Origin of the sequence: Sorangium sp. So ce1153 (assembly GCF_051521595.1) — a bacterium.
GTDB lineage: Bacteria > Myxococcota_A > Polyangia > Polyangiales > Polyangiaceae > Sorangium.
The window spans coordinates 6,186,738-6,205,132 of sequence record NZ_CP150361.1 but is presented as its reverse complement, the minus strand read 5'-3'; the positions used below and the strand labels follow the sequence as shown (position 1 = coordinate 6,205,132).

Genomic DNA, 18,395 nt, shown 5'->3' with positions numbered 1-18,395 from the left:
GCGAACCAACCCCGGTCAGTCGACCTCGCTCAGCGCACCCCGTCGGCGGATGCGCTCCGTCCGGAAGTCCGCCGCGCCGGATCGTTCCGCGTCGACCCCTCGGCCCAGCCCTCGCGCCCGTCCCTGGCCAGCGCGACCCCGCGTCGGCGGTCGCCGCGAACCGCAGCCTCCGCAGTTGGCGCGCGCCGCCTCACCGTGTCCCCCCACCAGCGCCCCGCCCGCCGGCCTGCCAGCGCCCGCCCGCCGGCCTGCCAGCGCCCGCCCGCCGGCCTGCCAGCGCCCGCCCGCCGGCCTGCGCCGGTTTCAGCTCTCGCTGCTGACCTCGCCGTCCCCATCGTCCCCCGGCTCCTCGGAGGCCCTCGGCGGCACCGCCGCCCAGAGGATGACCTCGCCCGGCCCGGCCAGCGGCCCCCCGGACGCCTCCTGCGCGCCGCGCCACGCGCGGACCTTCTCGGGCGCGTTGTCGCCGAGCGCCGCGAAGCCCGCCTTCCTGAAGAACGCCTGCGCCCAGCTCGCCTTCTCCCGGGAGCGCAGCACGACCTGCTCCATGCCGAGCTCCCGCGCCCGCTCGTGGAGCTCCTCGAGCAGCCTCGTGGCGATCCTGCGCCGCTGGTGGTCCGGGTGCACCGAGAGCTCCTCCAGGTACGCGACCCCGGGCGCCTCGTCGCGCCACGCCATGTACCCGGCCACCTCGTCGTCCGCCTCCGCGACGCGCACGTCGTGCTGGCGCGTCAGCGCGATGATGTCGGAGACCGCCCGCGCCGGGACCTCCGCCGCGTCGAAGCCGCGCTCGTGGTACATCGCCGTGCAGGCCTGCTCCAGCGCGACGAGCGCCGGCAGCTGGGCCTCCTGCAGGCCGGTCACGCGGAGGCGCTTCGGGGCTGTCCTTTCCTCATGCATCCCCCGAGGCTACCGCCGATGCGCGGGATGCCCCACTTCTTGCCGATCTTGTCGATCGCGCGCCGCAGCTCAGCCGCGCAGCTGGAGCAGCCGCGCGATCGTCTCGCCATCCCCGGGGCTCAGCGGCACGAGGATCCCGAGCGCCGCACCCCGCGGCGGAGCGTTCCTCCCGTCCATCGGGACCAGCCGGAGCTCCCCGGTGCTGGAGATGCCGATCACCGCGACCCGCAGCGCCGGCAGCGGCTCGATCTGAGACGCGGGCAGCCTCGGCGGCGGAGCCTGCCATTCCCCCTCGTACGGCGGATCGCTCCACGACGAGTCCACCGCGGCGCTCCCGCGGTCGTCCGCGGCCGGAGCGCGCGCCCAGGACGCCGCCCCCTCGGCGCCCTGCGCCGAGCGCTCCCTCGTCAGGGCCGCGTCGCGCTGCTGCGCCGCCGGGGCGCTGCCGGTGCCTTCATCGTCATCCGGCTCGGCCTCGGTCCAGCCGCCGCGATCGTCGGGCGCGTTGGCCTCCTCCGGTGCACCCGGCGGAGCGTCGCCGGACGGCTCGCCGTCGCCCGCCATCTGCTCGAGGCCGAGCATCGGCGTCTCCTCGTCCAGGTCCTCGATCCGGTGCTCCATGAGCACCCGCTGCTCCTGCGCCGTCAGGGGGCGGCGCGTGGTGCCCTCGTCGTCGGTCTCGGGCCAGAGGCGCTGGCTCCGCTCGGTCGCCTCCTGCGACGAGCTCGCGCCGACCAGCGGGGTCCCGTGCAGCCGGCCGGACGTGAAGGCGATGTTCGTCGGCACGGTCTCGCGCTGGTCGGCCGGCGGTTCCCCGTCGGCCGCGTGCTGCTCCTCGGTCGTGCCCTTGAGCGCGGCGCCCGACGCGCCCCCGCCCCGCCCCGGCCCGCGGCCCGCGAGCGCGCCCCCCGCCGGGAGCTTGACCGCGGGCACCTCCTCGGTGACCGCGGTGGTGGACGACACCCTCGTGTGGTTCGCCGCCGCGAAGCTCGTGATCGCGCGCGCCTGGGCCGGGACGGGGCGGCCGGGCGTGCTGCCGGTCGGGCCGGCCCCCGCCGGGGCGGCGCCGGGAGAGCGCGCGGCGGGCGACTGCTGGGTGGGCGTCGGCGTCCGCGTGGCCGCTGCCGCTGGCTTGACCGGCGCTGGCGCCGGGGTGCGCTCGGGGTTGACGGGCGCCGGGCGGCCCAGCCCCGCCGCGGGCCGCGGCGCGCCGGCGTCGCGCGAGGCCCCGGCCGCAGAGGCCGTCGGCGCTGGCGGCGGGTTGCCCGCGGGCGCGCGCATCGAGGGCGCCCGCTTCACGCCCGACGGCGACGGCGAGCTCGCGCCCGCGCCGCCGCGCTCGGTCCAGTCCGCGCCGGCTGCAGGTGGCCGCGACGGCAGCGCTCCCGGACCTGGCGCGCCCGGCTTGGGCGGCGGCGCGCTCGCCCCGGCAGCAGGAGGGCTGGGCGCCGGAGCGCTCGCCGGCGCGTCCGCGGCGTCGGACGACGCGGACGCTCCCGGATCCGCCTCGCTCCCCGAGATCTTCTGCGCGACCTCCGCGGCGGCCTTGAAGAGCTCGAGGGCGCGCAGATCGGCGTTGGCATCGGAGGCCTGCTCCGCGGCGCGGCGCAGCCACCTCAGCGCTTCTTCGCGTTCGCCGCGCCCCCACAGCGCCGTCGCGGTCGACAGCGCCCAGTGCACGTCTTCGTTGTCTTCGTCGTGCGGCGGCGGGATCGGGCGCAAATTGGCTTCCATGAGGCCTCGTCGAGCAGGTCGCTCCCCCTGTACCACGACTCCTGCGCCCGCGTCTCCAGCGCGAGCTGGCGCACTCTTCGCACGTTCCATTACCTTTCACCGCGCTTCATTCTCTCCTCGCGCTCGTCGCCTCGCCGCGACGAGCGCTCCATTCCCCTGCCCGACCGCGCTCGCGTACCATCCGCCGCGATGAGCCGCCCCCACGCCGCGCGCCTCCATCGCCTGTCCGCGTGGCCGCCTCGCTGCTCGCTGTTCGCTGCTCGCTGCTCGCGAGGTCCGGCAGCGGCCTGGCCCCGACGCGCGACGGCGGCTGGGCGCTTCATGCCGCCTCCGATGTCAAGCCCCATCGGGCGCCGCGCGCCTTTGCCGCGAGCACGCACGCCATCGTCGCTCCCCACGGCCTCAGCTGCTCGGATCGTCGGGGCCGTCGACGCGTCGACGGCGCGGCCACGCCCGGATCCCGTACGAGAGCTTCGGCCCGGAAGCCGACGAGATCATTCCCCTCGGCGCCTGCGCCCGCGAACTTGAGGTCCGTGTCCGCTTCGTGGCACCCTAGCTTCGCGGGACCTCCTTCGTGACGTGCGAGCGCGACGGCGATGCGTCGCTCCGGCAGATGTCGAGGCAACGTGCCTCCACGAACGTAACGGCGGCACTCGAGCCCCACCCCTCCTAACTCCGCCTCCCCATCCAGGACCACCGCGTGCAGATCTTGTCGGACCTCAAGCCTGGAGACACGCTGGGCCGCTACGAGATCCTCATGCCGGTCGCTCGCGGAGGGATGGCGGCCGTCTGGGCGGCGCGCCTCGTGGGGTCCCGCGGCTTCCAGAAGATCGTCGCCATCAAGACGATGCTGCCGGAGTTCGGCAACGATCCGGCGTTCGAGGCGATGTTCCTCGACGAGGCCCGCCTCGCCTCCCGCATCCGGCACCCCCATGCGGTCGAGATCGTCGAGCTCGGCGACGAGAACGGCGTGCTCTACATCGTGATGGAGTGGGTCGACGGCGACACCATCTCCACGCTGAACAAGCAGGTGAAATCGGCCGGCGGCATCCCGCTGCCGATCCTCCTGCGCATCGCCTCCGCCATCTGCGCCGGCCTGCACGCCGCGCACGAGCTCCGCGACGACGACGGGAAGCTCGTCGACCTCGTGCACCGCGACATCTCGCCGCAGAACGTGATGGTGTCGTTCGACGGCATCGTGAAGATCGTCGACTTCGGCGTCGCCAAGGCCACGGGCCGGCTGCACGAGACGCGCGTCGCCGGCCAGCTCAAGGGCAAGATCCCGTACCTCTCGCCCGAGCAGCTCACGTCGGGCAAGGTCGACCGGCGCTCCGACATCTTCTCGCTCGGCGTCCTCCTCTACACGACGCTCAGCGGGTATCACCCGTTCCGCGGCCGGACGGACGCCAAGACCATGGAGAACATCCTGCGGTTCGCTCCGGTCCCCCTCCGCGAGCTCGTGCCGGACGTCCCGTTCGACCTCGCGGTGGCGATCGAGCGCGCGCTGGCCAAGGACCCGGCGGACCGCTGGAACGACTGCGCCTCGTTCCAGCGCACGCTCGACCAGATCGCGATCTCGCTCGGCACGCCGGTCAATGACGGCGACGTCGGCCGCTTCGTCCGCGAGACGCTCGGGGACATCGTGGCGGAGCGCCGGAAGAAGCTCGCGACGGCGATCCAGCACGCGGACGGCCGCACGTCGTCGCGGAGCGAGGCCCGCACCGCGTCCTCGGTGCGGGGCGAGCGGCGCGGCAAGCAGGCGTCCCCCGGGAGCACGCCGCTCCCCGCCACCTTCGCCGGCATCCTCCCCGTCTCCCTCGACGACGGGCCCCCGAAATCGTCCGTGCAGGGGGCGGCCGCCAGCCTCGCGCTGCCGGTCGCGTCCGCGGCGCCGGCGCTGGTCACCCCGGCGCCGCGCCCCCGGCGGCGGTGGCGCCGCCGCATCTTCCTGTCCCTGCTCGTGGTCCTGCTGCTCTTCTCGGGCGCGGCGCTCGCGGCCCGCGCGGGCATCCTGCCCGTGCCCGGCGCGGTGCAGGAGCTCGTGCGCGACGGGCGCCACCACATGCGCGGCGCGCGCGAGGCGCTCCGCGGCGTGCTGGATCGGCTGAGCGCCCTCCTCGCCGACTAGTCCCGCCCGCCAGAAGTCCGGCCAGGGATGGCCGGACTTCTGCGCCGCTTCGCGGCGGCTTCGCGCGGGCGGGCCTAGTTTTGTTTTCTCGGGGCTTCGCCCCGAACCCCGGCGTCCGCTTCGCGGCCGCCCCCTCGGGTCGCCGCCCCGCTCCCTGGCGTCCGCCCCGCCTCCCCCGCCCCGCCGGCAGCGCCCCGCGCGATCAGCGCCGCGCCGCCGACGGCCCCGCGGCCGTCGTCATTTGACGCCGGAGGACGGCTCCGGGAGGCAGACGCCGAGCGTGCAGAGCAGGAGGTTGACGTCGCCGGCCGCGCAGTACACCTGCCGCGCGCAGTAGTCGTCGTAGCCGCAGAGCTGGTGGCAGGACGCCTCGTTCCCGAGCGCGCCGGTGAACGTCATGCAGGACCAGCCGCTCGAGAGCCACAGCCCCTCGGGCCGCTTCGCGTCGAACAGGCACGCGTCGGCGCGCGTCTCCTGGTCGAACACCTCCGCGGTGCAGGCGTCGCCCCCGGACAGCTTGCTCCGCGCCGCGGACATCGTGTTGAGCAGGTAGGTCACGTCGCACGTCTGATCGGACGCCGACTCCCGCACGATCCGGGCGCGCAGCTCGTCCTTCCTCGCCGCGTAGGACCGCACGGCGCGGATCGCGCTCATGACCTGGTTGTTGCCGTCCTCGGGCTTCCTCCCCTCGGCGAGCGCCGCGAGCACCCGCTCGACCAGCTGCTCCGCCTCCGGATCGGCGCCGGCCGCGCCGTCCTTGGCGTAGCCGAGCCGGATGTACGAGGGCGGCGTGCGCGGCGTGCACGGCTTCGTGTGCGCCCAGAGCTCCTCGCTCACGATGGGCGGCCGCTTGGTGAACGGCTGCTTGCAGACGCCCACCGAGCCGGGCGGCAGCGATCCGGAGGCCCGCGGCGTCGGCTGCCCCGGACCTTCGTTGACGTACTCGGTCGACGCGCAGCCCGCGGTGGCGGAGAGCGGGAGCAGGCAGCTCACCGAGAGGGCTGCGACGCAGCGGAGCGGAGCGATTCCCACGGCCGCACGGTAGCAGAGCCGGCGCGCGAGCAGAAATTCTCGCACCAGGGCCGCGCTCGGGCCGCGCCCCCGACCAGGCCGCGCCGGGCTGCGGCGGCTCCGCGCCGCGGCGAGGCCCCTGCCCCGCGCGCCGGGCGGCGCCGGCGCCCTCGCCCCGGCGCGCGCCCTCTCCTCGGGTCGACCGGGGCGCTAGAGCCCCAGGCTGGACTGCTCGATCAGGTCGTCGACGACGGCCTCGAAGCTCTTCGTCCGGGCGTGGACGGCGAGCTGGCGATCCGCGCTCGTCCCCTCGTCGAGGATCGCCCGGATCCGCTCGAGCTCGCGCTGCGACCCGAAGATCTCCGCCGACTCCTGCACGAACTCGAGCAGCTCGCCGACGAGGAGGCGGACGGGGACCTGCTCCTGCTTGCCGAAGTCGATGAGCTGCCCGTCGATGCCGTAGCGCACGGCGCGCCACTTGTTCTCCTCGATGAGCTCCTGCCGGTACTCGCGGAACCCGAGGTTGCGCCGGTAGAGCAGGTAGAGCTTGCCCATCACGGCCTGGATGAGCGCCGCCAGCGCCACCGTGTCGTCGAGGCGCGTCGTCATGTCGCAGATCCGGATCTCGACCGTGTCGAAGAACGGGTGGGGGCGGACGTCCCACCAGATCTTCTTCGCGTTGTCGATGCAGCCCGTCTTCACGAGGAGGTCGACGAACCGCTGGAAGTGGCCGTAGGACTCGAACAGCCCCGGGATCCCGGTGCGCGGGAAGCGCTTGAAGATCTCGCTGCGCGTGCTCTTCAGGCCCGAGGAGCGGCCGAGCCAGAACGGCGAGCTCGTCGAGAGCGCGAGGATGTGCGGCAGGAAGTAGCGGACCTGGTTCGCGAGGGCCATCGCGACCTCGCGGTCCTTGACGCCGACGTGCACGTGCAGCCCGAAGATGAGGTTGGCGCGGGCGACGTCCTGGAGGTCCTCGACGATGCCCCGGTAGCGCTCGCCGTCGGTGATCTCCTGCTTCTTCCAGTCGCTGAACGGGTGCGTCCCCGCCGCGACGATGCGCATCCCCCCTTGCTGCGCGAGCGCCCGCAGGCTGCTGCGCAGCTCGGCGAGCTCCTCCCGCGCCTGCCGGATGTCCCGGCAGATGCCGGTGCCCGTCTCGACGACCGACTGGTGCATCTCCGGGCGGACCCGCTCGCGCAGGAGCTTGTGGCCCTGGCCCCCCTCGAGCAGCTGGCTCACGTACGACCGGAGCTCGCGCGTCTCCGCGTCGACGATCTGGAACTCCTCCTCGATGCCGAGCGTGAACTGGCCGTCGAGGAGCCCCTCGACGGCGCTCATGAGGAGGCCCCGAGCCGCACCTTCTCCACGGAGGGGCGGACGAGCCTCGACCACGCGTAGCTGTCGCGCGTCCGCCGCTCGCCGCGCGCGCACTCCACGGCGAACGCGACCATCCAGTCGACGGCGATGTTGAAGTAGCGCTCCCGCAGGTGCTCGACGTGCATGTCGGGCGCCGGGTTCGTGAAGTCGATCGCGTACGGGACGCCGTCCCGGATCGCGAACTCGACCGAGTTCATGTCGTAGCCGAGCGCCCTGTTGATCTTGATCGCGTCCTCGATGACGCGGTCGTGCAGCGCCTTCGGGAGCCACCGCTCGTCGTCGTGCTGCACGTAGCAGCCGCGGAGGCCGGTGGGGCCGATCGCCTTCGGGTCGTACTGGATCGGGAGGATGCGGTCCTTGCCGATGCAGATGCATCGTACGTAGTCGTCGAAGTCGATGAACTCCTGCAGGGTCATGACGTTCTGCCCCGAGGCGTTGTAGGCGGCGAGCAGCTCCTCCTGGCTCCGCACCACCGACACGTCCTTCCAGCCGCCGCCGTCCGCGGGCTTGAGGATCGCCGGGAAGCGCACGTAGTCGATGATCGCCTCCCAGTTGAGCGGGTACTCGAGGTTGCGGAGGCTGCGCTCCTTGACGATCGCCGGGATGTAGTCGTGCTGGGGCAGCATGACGGTGCGCGGCGTCGCGATGCCGATCTGCGACGCGAGCGAGTACCCGAAGAACTTGTCGTCCGCGCTCCACCAGAACGGGTCGTTGATCACGAACGCCCCGCCGAGCGCGGCGGCCTTCAGGTGGAAGCGGTAGTGCTTCACCTCCTGGCTGATCCGGTCGATGAGCACCCGATACGGGCTCTCGAAGCGCTCGGGCGTCCCGCCGAGCTTCGCGATCTCCGCCCGGACGCCAGGCACCTTGTTGCACCTCTCGAGAAAGGCCTGCGGGAACGACTGCTCCCAGCCCACGAGGAGGCCGATCTTGTCCGCCATACTTGCTGTCTCCTCCCACCACGCGTGTTCGCGGCCACTGCCGCTGACGCATAGCGTAGCGCGGACACCCGGGAATTTTACGCCAGAAGTGTAGCGATGAGCTGGCTCCGCGGGCGGTCGGGTGGCGCATACGAGCGATCGGCCCGGTCCATGTTGATCCGTCGTGACTACGCACAGCGAGCGCTCGCGGCAGCGCCGACATAGGCTCCCCAGGGCTGGCGCGCGCACGGAATCGTGTGAAAATCCGGCCAGATCGAGCTGGGACGGAGCTCTCGTGAAAATAGATGTTGACGGACGCCGTTCGGCGAGTACAGTCGCGCACCTCTCCGACGGGGCGGGTAGCTCAGCGGCAGAGCGTCGGCCTTACAAGCCGATGGTCGCAGGTTCGACCCCTGTCCCGCCCACTCCTGGGTCAGGGCCTGGGTAAACTGTCTGGATGTGAGTTTGGGGTGGTAGTTAAGTTGGTTATAACGCCGGCCTGTCACGCCGGAGGCCGCGGGTTCGAGTCCCGTCCACCCCGCCAACTTTCCTTCCCTGTCTCCGAGTCGCCTTTCCTCTGAGCCTCCTCTGCAGGGCAGCATCGACGATGCGGTCCTGTGAGGAAGTCGGACTGGGGTGGTAGTTAAGTTGGTTATAACGCCGGCCTGTCACGCCGGAGGCCGCGGGTTCGAGTCCCGTCCACCCCGCCAACTTTCCTTCCCTGTCTCCGAGTCGCTGTTCACCGGAGCCTCCCTCTGCAGGGCTGCGTCGCAGGCGCGGTCGCGTTGAGGAAGTCGGATCTGTGAGACGCCGACTCGTTGCTGGGCTTCGCGCGTGCGTGGGCCGCGGGTCGTCTTGACCGGCCTGCTTGCTTCCCGCGGGACGTCAGCGCACGCTGCGCCCATGGGCTTCCCCGCCGAGAAGCGCCAGCGCGCCACGCTCGCCGACCTCGAGGACGTCCCGCCCAACATGGTCGGTGAGCTCATTCGCGGGACGCTGTACGTCCTTCCTCGCCCCGCGCCGCCGCACGCGCACGCGTCGACAGCGCTGACCGGAGAGATCGTCGGCCCCTTCCAGCGCGGCCGCGGCGGGCCAGGTGGGTGGCGCATTCTCGACGAGCCGGAGCTCCTCCTCGGCCCTCAAGGCGACGAGGACGACATGGTCCCCGATCTCGCCGGCTGGCGGATCGAGCGCATGCCGCGGCTCCCGAAGACCACGAAGTTCACGCTCGCGCCGGACTGGGTGTGCGAGGTCCTGAGCCCGAGCACCTTGATCACCGATCGCGCGGAGAAGATGCCCGCGTACGCGCGCCACGGCGTCCGGCACCTGTGGCTGCTCGACCCCCTCGCGCGGACGCTCGAGGTGTTCGCGCTCGAGGCGGGGCGATGGATGGTCGTCGGCGTCCACCACGGGAGCGCCCGCGTCCGGGCCGAGCCCTTCGACGCCATCGAGCTCGAGCTGTCCGCGCTCTGGGACGAGGCAGAAGAAGCGCCGCAGGAGGGCGCCCCGGCCGCCGCCGCCAACGAGCCGGCGCCGCCCCCGCGCAAGCCCCCGCGCGCCGCGAGCAAGGGCCCACGGAAAGGCCGCACGCGGACGTAGCGGGCCTCCGAGGCCCTCACCGCGCCGTCATCACGCGCTGGATCGCCGCCTCCAGGTCGCGGAAGCTCACCGGCTTGATGAGGTGCTCCATGAAGCCGACGCGCGTCGTCTTGCGGCGGTCCTCCTCCATGCCGTAGCCGCTCAGCGCGATCGCCTTGACCGCGTTGCCGGCGGACCGGAGCGACTCGAGCAGGTCCGTGCCGCTGCCGTCGGGCAGCCCGAGATCGCTCACGAGCAGATCGAACGCCTCCGCCCCTGCCAGGTCGAGCGCGGCCCGGACGCTCCGGGCGATGCGCACGGTGTGGCCGGTCAGCGTGAGCAGCTCGCTCATCATCTCCGCCGTGTCCTCGTGGTCCTCCACGAGCAGGATGCGCAGCGCGCGCTTCGGCGCGCCCGCCGCGGCGGCCCTCGCCTGCGCCGGCGTCGCGGCCAACGGCGGCTTCGTGGCGGGAAGGGAGACGCGGAAGGTCGCGCCCGCCCCTCGCCCCTCGCTCGACGCCGTGATCGTGCCGCCGTGGAGCTGCACGATCGCCCGCGAGATCGCGAGCCCGAGGCCGAGCCCGCCGACGTGCCGCGTCGTGCTCGCGTTGCCCTGCTCGAAGGCGTCGAAGATCCGCGGCAGGACCTCGGGCTCGATGCCGACGCCCTCGTCCCCTACCTCGATGACGACCTGCCCGCCCTGCTGGTAGCAGCGCAGCGCGATCTGCGACCCTGGATAGCTGAACTTCACCGCGTTCTTGAGCAGGTTCCAGACCACCTGCTCCAGCCGGGCGACGTCGGCCGAGACCCAGTGCTCTCCCGGCGCGACGTCGAGCGTCAGGCGGATGCTCTTCGCGTCGATCTCGTCGGCGCAGATCTCCATGGCGTGCTCGAGCACCGTGCGCACCGTGACCGTCTGCGTGATGAGCTCGAGCTTTCCGCGGACCACGCGCGTCAGGTCGAGGAGGTCGTCGATGAGGCGCGCCTCGAGCTCGGCGTTGCGCTGGATCATCTCGACCCCCCGGCGGACCTCATCGGCCAGATCGTCGCGGCGCAGCAGCCGCGACGCGGCGGTGACGACCGGCGTGAGCGGCGTCCTGAGCTCGTGCGAGAGGACGGCGAGGAACTGATCCTTCGTGCGGTTCGCGTGCTCCGCGGCCTCGCGCGCCATGATGAGATCCGACTCCGCCTGCTTGCGGCGCGTGATGTCCTGCACCACCGCCATCGTGCGGACGATGCGGCCGCCCCCGTCCCGCATCGCCGTCACCGTGGTGCTCGCCCAGAGGCGCTTCCCGTCCCTCGTCGCGTAGCGATTCTCGAGCGCGAAGTCGCCGATCTCGCCGCGCAGCAGCCGGTCGTACAGCTCGGCGGCGCTGCTCAGGTCCTCCGGGGCCATGACCTCGTGGAACGTCTTCCCGAGGAGCTCGGGCACGTCGTAGCCCAGCATGCCGGCGAGCTTCCTGTTCACCCGCACGAAGCGGCCCGCCTCGGGCTCGCACTGGGCCTTGCCCACCACGGCGCTCTCGAAGATCGTGCGGAACTCCTCCTCGCTCGCCCGGAGCGCGTCCTCCGCGCGCTTGCGCCGGGTGATGTCCTCGATCATCGCGGAAGCCCCGATGATCTTGCCGCCGGCGTTGCGGATGGGCGCGAGGTTGATCGACACGTCGACGCGACCGCCGCCGCGCGCGGCGCCCACCGTCTCCATGGGCTCGAGGCGCTCGCCGCCGATCACCCGATCGAGCACGGCGCGCAGCTCGTCGGCGTGCTCGGGCGGGACGATGAGGTGGATGGGGCGGTCGGCCGCCTCGCCCTCGCTGTAGCCGAACATCCGCTCCGCGGCGGCGTTCCAGCTCGTGATCGACCCGCTCACCGTCGCGCCGATGATCGCCTGCTCGGCCGACTCGACGATCGCCGCCAGCCGGCCGCGCTGCACCTCGGCCTCCTTCACGCTCGTCACGTCCACGAGCGTGATCACCACGCCCGAGATGACGTTCGTCAGCGTGCGGTACGGGAGGAGCCGCATCATGTAGCAGCACTTGCCGTCGTCCAGCTGCACCTCCCGCTCCCGCGGGGCGAGCGTCCGCAGGACGTCGCGGGCGTCGGCCACGAGCGACGAGGCGTCGAAGCGCGCCGCGATGTCGAGGATGGGCCTGCCGACGTCGCTCTCGATCAGCCGGAACACCTCCGTCGCGGCGGGCGTGAACCGCCGGATCCTGAGCTCCTCGTCGAGGAACACCGTCGGGATCCGGGTGCTGAGCAGGAGGTTCTGGAGGTCGTTGTTCGCCGCGTCGAGCGCCTCGATCTTCGCCTTGAGCTCGCTGTTCAGCGTCTCGAACTCCTGGTTCAGGCTCTGGAGCTCCTCGTTCATGCTGAGGAGCTCCTCGTTCGAGCTCTTGAGCTCCTCGTTCGAGGTCTCCAGCTCCTCGATCGTCGTCTGGAGGTGCTCCCGCGTCGCCTTGAGCTCGTGCTCGAGCTGCTCGAGGAGCGACGCGCTCTCCCGCCGCGGCCCGAGCGGCGGCGCCTCGCCCCGCGCGGCCGGCCGCAGCTCGTCGAACAGGACGACGAAGAGGCCGAGGTCGTCGTCGAGATCGCCGAGGGGCCGCACGACCAGGTTGAGGCGCTGCGTCCCCGCGACGGTATCGACCGCGATGTTCTCGTGGACCACCTGCTCGCGCATCCTGACCGCGCGGTGCACGGCCGACCTCACCTCGGGGCGCAGCGCCCGCAGCACCATGTTCGAGACGTTGACGTCGAGCGCGCCCGTCGACGGCGAGAGGTACTTCCCCGTCTCGCCGGACAGGTACACGATGTCGCCCTGCTCGTTCACGACGACGCACGGCGGCCCGTAGCGCTCGAGCAGGCGCCGCTCGATGGCGCGCTCGATGCTGTGCTCGGGCGAGCCGGCGCCGCGGTGCAGCTCCCTCGCGCGCCGGTCCGAGCCCGTCGGCTCGCCGAGCGGGAGCCGCGGCAGCGCGTGCCCGACGACGCGCTTCTTCTGGAAGATCCGCCGCTTGCCGTCCATCACGCGGAAGAAATCGCTCCGCTGCGACACGCTCTCCGAGGGGCCGAGCACGAGGTAGCGGTTCTCCGCGAGCGCGTAGTGGAAGACCCCGAGCACGCGCTTCTGGAGCTCGCTCTCGAGGTAGATGAGCACGTTGCGGCACGAGATCAGGTCGAGCCGCGAGAACGGCGGGTCCTTGATGAGGTCGTGCCGGGAGAAGACGCAGAGATCGCGGATCGCCTTGGTCACCGAGCTGGTCCCGCCCTCCTCGGCGACGAAGAAGCGCGCGAGCCGCTCGGACGAGATGCGCTGCGTCGCCTCCCTGGTGTAGCGGCCTTGCCGGGCGACCTCGATGGCCTGCTCGTCCACGTCGGTGCCGAAGATCTGGACGCGCGGGGGCGCGGGCATCGGCTCGATGTGCTCCATGAGGAGCATGGCGATCGTGTAGACCTCTTCCCCGGTGGCGCAGCCTGGCACCCAGATGCGGACCTGGCTGTCCGCCCCGCGGTCCGCGAGGAGCGCCGGCAGGAGCTCCTCGCGGACCGCCTCGAAGGTGTCCGGGTCGCGGAAGAACTCGGTCACCCCGATGAGGAGGTCGCGGACGAGCTGCGTGGGCTCGTCCGCCTCCCGCCGGAGCAGCGCCATGTAGTCCGCGATGGACGTCGCCCGCAGCACGCGCGCCCGGTGCTGCACCCGCCGGAGCAGCGTGGTGCGCTTGTACTGGCGGAAGTCGTGCCCGGTGCGCTCGAGGAGCAGGGCGCAGATCTCCGGCAGGCGCTCGGCGATCTCCTCCTCGACGAGCCGCGAGCGATCCCCCTCCAGGAGCAGGCGCCGCGCGTGCTCGAGCAGCGCGGCCGGCATGTCGCGGAGGGCGAGCACGAAGTTCACGAGCCCCGTCGCGATCGCGTGCTGCGGCATCTCCGGGTGGTGCGCCGTCGCCGGGTGCTGCGCGATCGTGAGCCCGCCGTGCTCCCTGACGGCCTTGAGCCCGATCGCGCCGTCGTGCCCCGACCCGGAGAGCACCACCGCCACGGCGCGCTGCTTGGCGTGCTCGGCGAGCGAGCGGAACAGCGCGTCGATCGCCGTGCGGTGCACCCGCGGCTCCGCGGGCTTGCTCACGCGGAAGACGCCGTCCTGGATCGTCATCGCGACGTTCGACGGGGCGACGTAGACGCGGTCGGCCTCGATCGGGAGCCCGTCCACGGCCTCCTGAACGCGCATGGCCGTGTGGGCGCCGAGCAGCTGCGGCATCACGCTCGCGTAGTGTGGATCGAGGTGCACGAGCACGAAGGCGAAGCCGCTGTCGGGCGGCATCGCCGACAGGAAGGCCCTGAAGGCCTCCAGGCCGCCGGACGACGCGCCGAACGCGACGATGAGGCTCTCGACCACGCGCACCCGCTGGGGCGACGCGTCGCCCGTCGCCTCATCGCGGCTCTCACCGTCACTTCGCATCAAAGCGTGTTGACGCTTAGTACACGTCTGGGACAGCAGCCAGCGAACGTCGGCGCGAAGCGCGTCCGGGAACGTCTTAAGGAACTACCCGACCGCGATCTCATGCGCTGCCGCCGCGCGGATGCGCCCCTGTGGCCCTTGCTCGTCCTACCCTTGCCGGGAGCGCGGATGCGACGCTTCCCCTTGACAATTCACGAGATCTCCGCGTGCATAGCCGCCGAGCGGTCGAGCCGGCCGCGGAAACAGCGAGCACAGAATGAGTAGATTTCTTATCTTCTGGAAGGCGACGCCGGTGGCCGTGAAGGTCATGGCGGCGTGCCTTGTCGTGGTCACGGTCGGAGCCGTGGTGCTGGTGGGGCGCTGCGCCGTGACGCGGGAGCAGCGGGCCGAGCCGGTGCTCGTCAGCGGCGCGGTGATCACGATCGACACGGTGCCTGCCGCCCCGCCGGGGGTCGTCGTGGTCGGGCAGGCGACGGACTTCGGCGGGCCGCAGACCGCGGGGGTGAACGCGCTGCGCGGCCTCGTGTACTTCGTGCCGAGCGGCACGTCGCACCTCCTGAACACCGCCTCTCTGAGCCCGGTCGCTGTCCTCTATACGTCGCGGCTCGACATCGCGCCGCGCTCCTGGCAGAGCGGCTTTCCGGGCGTGCCCGGCGGCCGCTTCGAGTGGTTTCAGATCTCGTATGAGGGAGAGTTCGTGACCGCGCGCGCCGGGGCGCACCAGTTCGAGCTGCTCTCCGACGACGGCTCCAGGCTCTTCATCGACGATCAGCTGGTGATCGCGAACGATGGCCGGCACGAGCCAGCGAGCGTGCAGGGCTCCGTGATGCTCCAGCCAGGGAGGCACCGGATCCGGGTCGGCTACTTCCAGGGGCCGCGCTTCGAGATCGCGCTTCAGCTGTTCGTGACGCCCCCGCAGGGCGCGCGGCAGATCCTCGACGTCTCCCGGGTGCTGTGAGCGCGGCGCCGCGCCGCCTCAGCCGCCGCGCCGCGAGAGCTTGAGCAGCGCCTTGACCTTCGCGTACGAGATATGGGGGTTGTCCTCGGCGCCCCCGAGATCGTCTTCGTCCTCGCCCGCGCCCTGGGCCTTGACCGGCATCCAGACGTAATCCGGGTGGAGCTCCTTGCCGTTGACCCCGTTGATGATCGAGGGGTTCTTGATCCACTCGCCGCCGAGGATCGTGAGGTTGTCGTCGAGCTCGAGCAGGTAATGCAGCTCCGACACGGAGAGCGCGACGTTGCGCTGATCGGGCGGGAGGAGGAGCGTGTCGCCGGTGACCGAGTCGGAGATCATCCAGAAGCGCGCCGCGACGCGGGCGAACCGCCTCGCGTTCGGGTTGAACCTGTAATTGTAGCAGTCGGCGCCCTGGTACGCGCCCCCGCACAGGAGCTGCGCGGCCTCCATCGAGTTCACCTCCTCGATCACGTCGATCGAGAACTGCTTCACGGGGAAGCTCCACACCTCCACATCCCAGGTGTGGTCGACGACGAACATGAGCCGCTGCCGCTCGGTCGAGGAGTCGTTGAGCGGCTTCGCGCCGACCCCGAGCAGCCCGGTCATGGCGATGTGCATCGTGGCGGGGTTGAGGTCGCGGCAGGCCGGGTCGATGGGCCTGCCATAGACGTCGCGCATCGTCCGGTCCGCCCGCGTCTCGCAGCGGCGCCCCGAGAAGGTCACCGAGTCGCTGAAGTAGAGCTCGCTCATGAGCGCCTCGATGTCCGCCATGCGAAAGAGCACGCAGCCGGCCTCCCCCGCGGCGCACTCGGCCACGTTGTCCCCGGCGAGCTTCACGCGGACGTCGCGGCGCGGCCCGGCGCCCTCGGCCGCGACGTAGGCCGACCACCCGTTGCAGTGCCCCCACCAGTACTCCGGGTAGACCCCCTGGTACAGCCCGTGGTGCTGTAGCTCCCAGCGCGTCGCCGGGCCGGCCACGACGACCGCGGGCTGGATGTACGGCGGGTTGCGCAGGTACGGGGGCCTCCGGAGGTCGTCCGTGCTCCACGTCGCGATGCTCCCGAGCGACTCGAGCTGCCCCGGATGGACGAGGAGATCGTATTTCTCGACGGGAGAGAGGTTGTCCGGGTCGGAGGTCCGATCGGAGTAGTTCTTGTTGGTCGAGTTCCAGCGATCGGCGATGCCGTTCTGTCGCTGCGGCCACCAGTTCGAGGCGAACGCGCTCGTCTGCGCCTCGCCTTGCAGGATCGTCCGGTTGAGCTGGAGCAGCGAGCCCCGGAGATCGGGGTGCAGGTACGAGGGCGAGTTGGCGCCGTCGATCGCCTCGCGGCCGAGGCTCGAGGGGATGAGGAGCTGGTGGCTGCCGCCGAGGATCTGGCCGGTCTCCGGCGAGAACCCGAGCACGTAGGGCACGGACCCGCCTTCGATGAACCGGAATGTCGAGCCGTTCACGCTGCTCTCCGCGACAGCGACGCTCTCCTTCGGCGCCTGGTCCAGCTCCGCGCAGCCCAGGACCAGAAACACCGAGCTCACGATGCCCGCCTTCATCCGCGTCTTCATCGCTGATCCCCCCGGGAGACCGACGCCCGTCGATCCCCGGGGCGCTCTCTGCAGACGCCGCGCCACTGGGCTCGGCAGCAAAGAGCGCAGCCATTGCACGCGCGCGGCGGGCTCGCTGCGTCCCGCGCCGGCCGCGCTCGCGCCATAGACGTTCCCCGCGTCCGCGGAGCGCGCGGCGCCGTCCGCGGAGCGAGGCGGCCCGACGCAGGCGTTCTGAGGAAGGCGGGAAGTGCGATGAATCGAGGAGAGCGCGGCTGCGCTACCGGGTGGCGAGGACGACGAATCGCTCGTGGTAGCGCTGGTCGGTGGAGGCGTGGATCACGCTGAACTCGTACCTGCCCGGCTCGCTGATCCGGACGCGCGGCGGGCGGGCGTCCTCCGGGCGCGGGCCCGTCTCCCAGCGGTGCACACATTGGTGGCCCTCGCATTCCCGCTCGTAGTCGTCGGGCACGTCGTCCTCCATGTGCAGCGCCACCGACGCGGGCGCCTGGAACAGCACCTGTATCCGCTCGCCGTCGTGCCTGGCCGTGTCGACGGGCAGGTCCACCACGACGTGTCCCGTGTCCGGCAGCCGGACCGCGAGATCCCGCGCCTCACGCGCCGCGAGCTCGACCGGCTCGCTCCGGTCGAGGAGGCAGACCGAGAGCGAGGCGGCGGCCGCCATGCCGCCGGCGACCGCGAGCGCGAGCGGGATGGACAGCCGGCGCGAGGCGCGCCGCCTCGCCGCGCTGCCCGTCTTCTCCACGACCTCGAGCGCGCCGAAGACGCGCCGCTCGAGCGCGGGGCTCGGCTCCACGCGCCGGGCCGCCCGGATGGCGCGCTGGAGCTCCTGCGGGAACTCCGGGAGTTCGGGATCTCGTTCGTTCATCGCTCCTCCTTCGCGGTCGTCCCCCGCTCGGACTCCAAGAAGGCTGCCTTGAGCCGCGCGCGGCCGCGCGCATGCCTGCTCTTCACGGTTCCGATCGGGATTTCCAGGATCTCCGACACCCGCTCGTAACTGAACTCCTCGACGTCGCAGAGGAGCACGACCATCCGATGGTCCTCCGGCAGCGAGCGCATGCAGACGAGCAGCGTGTCCCACTGCTCGCTGTGGATCGCCCGCTCTTCCGGGCTCGGCTCCTCCGAGCCGCCGGTGAAGAGCGTCCCCAGCACCGACGCGCACCCGTCCAGGACCGCGTCGAGCAGCGAGAAGCGGCGCAGCCGCGTCCGGACCGTCTCCAGGTGCTCGTTCCGGACGATGCCGCAGATCCAGGCGAACGGATCACTCCTTCCCTGGAAAGATTCAGCGTGGATGTACGCCTTGACGAGGCTGTTCTGGAGGAGGTCTTCCGCCTCGTCGGCGTCGCGGCAGAGCGCGAGGCAGACGCGGTAGATCTGCGGAAGGTAGGGCCTTACCGTGGACTCGAAGACCTCCTTGTCGGCGAGGTTGGGCCGGTCCGCGGCGCGCACCGCCGGGTCTTCGGCGGCGCGCACCGCCGGGCCCTCGGCGGCGCCTCCGACGGTCCAGACGGCCCCGGCGTCGCGCTTCCTGGGGGGCTCGTGGAAGCGCCCCGGGGCGAAGCCGTCATGGCCTGCGCCGAGCGCATCGGGACAGGTGCGCGGCACGGGGATGAGGTCGCATAGCGAACGGCGGTGAGATCGCTCCACTCTGGTCACACACGTCCTCCGCCGCAGCCGAGACATCTCTGCCGCGTACGCTGGTCGTACACGTTTTCCATGACGGAACCAGACCGGATCGGGTTCCCGGTTACCACTGCGCCCGCGCTCCTCGTCCGGCGA

At 71.8% G+C, this 18,395-nt stretch carries 12 protein-coding genes and 3 tRNA genes; 6 read left to right on the top strand and 9 right to left on the bottom strand.

The window, feature by feature from the left end; all coding sequences use genetic code 11:
* Positions 1-303: 303 nt before the first annotated feature.
* Together WME85_RS22135 and WME85_RS22130 are read right to left on the bottom strand one after the other, a co-directional pair.
* Complete coding sequence (locus WME85_RS22135) at positions 304-900, bottom strand: GNAT family N-acetyltransferase (RefSeq protein WP_437840726.1); 597 nt, start codon at positions 898-900, stop codon at positions 304-306.
* Positions 901-969: 69 nt separating this feature from the next.
* Entirely contained in the window at positions 970-2,634 is a 1,665-nt protein-coding gene (locus WME85_RS22130) for a hypothetical protein (RefSeq protein WP_437840724.1), read from the bottom strand.
* A gap of 700 nt (positions 2,635-3,334) precedes the next feature.
* Here WME85_RS22130 and WME85_RS22125 point away from each other — a divergent pair.
* A complete protein-coding gene (locus tag WME85_RS22125) occupies positions 3,335-4,762 on the top strand; it encodes a serine/threonine protein kinase (RefSeq protein ID WP_437840722.1) in 1,428 nt (475 codons plus the stop codon).
* A gap of 237 nt (positions 4,763-4,999) precedes the next feature.
* Here the strand turns inward: WME85_RS22125 and WME85_RS22120 are convergent, their stop codons facing one another.
* The 3 genes from WME85_RS22120 to WME85_RS22110 all read right to left on the bottom strand — a co-directional run bounded on the left by WME85_RS22120 (position 5,000) and on the right by WME85_RS22110 (position 8,091).
* Positions 5,000-5,794 (bottom strand): hypothetical protein, encoded by a 795-nt coding sequence (locus WME85_RS22120; protein WP_437840718.1) that lies wholly within the window; start codon positions 5,792-5,794, stop codon positions 5,000-5,002.
* Positions 5,795-5,983: 189 nt separating this feature from the next.
* Complete coding sequence (locus WME85_RS22115; protein ID WP_437311417.1) at positions 5,984-7,111, bottom strand: carboxylate-amine ligase; 1,128 nt, start codon at positions 7,109-7,111, stop codon at positions 5,984-5,986.
* A complete protein-coding gene (locus tag WME85_RS22110; RefSeq protein WP_437840716.1) occupies positions 7,108-8,091 on the bottom strand; it encodes an ATP-grasp domain-containing protein in 984 nt (327 codons plus the stop codon). Before WME85_RS22110 ends, WME85_RS22115 begins: the two co-directional genes overlap by 4 nt.
* A gap of 332 nt (positions 8,092-8,423) precedes the next feature.
* On the opposite strand from WME85_RS22110, the gene WME85_RS22105 reads away from it, so the two are divergent.
* The 4 genes from WME85_RS22105 (at position 8,424) to WME85_RS22090 (ending at position 9,669) form a co-directional block, all read left to right on the top strand.
* Positions 8,424-8,495: transfer RNA gene (locus tag WME85_RS22105), tRNA-Val, on the top strand.
* Positions 8,496-8,537: 42 nt separating this feature from the next.
* Positions 8,538-8,614: transfer RNA gene (locus WME85_RS22100), tRNA-Asp, on the top strand.
* Positions 8,615-8,703: 89 nt separating this feature from the next.
* Positions 8,704-8,780: transfer RNA gene (locus WME85_RS22095), tRNA-Asp, on the top strand.
* Between the two features lie 193 nt (positions 8,781-8,973).
* Positions 8,974-9,669 carry a Uma2 family endonuclease gene (locus WME85_RS22090; protein WP_437840714.1) on the top strand — a complete coding sequence of 232 codons (696 nt, stop codon included), beginning with the start codon at positions 8,974-8,976 and terminating at the stop codon, positions 9,667-9,669.
* A gap of 16 nt (positions 9,670-9,685) precedes the next feature.
* On the opposite strand, the gene WME85_RS22085 is transcribed toward WME85_RS22090, so the two are convergent.
* Positions 9,686-14,101, bottom strand: a complete 4,416-nt coding sequence (locus WME85_RS22085) for a PAS domain S-box protein (RefSeq protein WP_437840713.1) — start codon at positions 14,099-14,101, stop codon at positions 9,686-9,688.
* A 256-nt stretch (positions 14,102-14,357) separates the two neighbouring features.
* Here WME85_RS22085 and WME85_RS22080 point away from each other — a divergent pair, with 256 nt between their 5' ends.
* Positions 14,358-15,059, top strand: coding sequence for a PA14 domain-containing protein (locus tag WME85_RS22080; protein WP_437840712.1), 702 nt, complete (start codon positions 14,358-14,360; stop codon positions 15,057-15,059).
* 18 nt (positions 15,060-15,077) lie between these two features.
* Here the strand turns inward: WME85_RS22080 and WME85_RS22075 are convergent, their stop codons facing one another.
* From WME85_RS22075 to WME85_RS22065, 3 genes are all read right to left on the bottom strand, one after another.
* The gene (locus WME85_RS22075; RefSeq protein ID WP_437840710.1) at positions 15,078-16,604 is read right to left on the bottom strand and encodes a hypothetical protein; all 1,527 of its coding nucleotides are present in this window, start codon (positions 16,602-16,604) and stop codon (positions 15,078-15,080) included.
* 271 nt (positions 16,605-16,875) lie between these two features.
* Positions 16,876-17,484 (bottom strand): hypothetical protein, encoded by a 609-nt coding sequence (locus WME85_RS22070; RefSeq protein WP_437840708.1) that lies wholly within the window; start codon positions 17,482-17,484, stop codon positions 16,876-16,878.
* Complete coding sequence (locus tag WME85_RS22065; protein WP_437840706.1) at positions 17,481-18,221, bottom strand: RNA polymerase sigma factor; 741 nt, start codon at positions 18,219-18,221, stop codon at positions 17,481-17,483. The genes WME85_RS22070 and WME85_RS22065 overlap by 4 nt, the downstream gene beginning before the upstream one ends.
* Positions 18,222-18,395 lie beyond the last annotated feature (174 nt).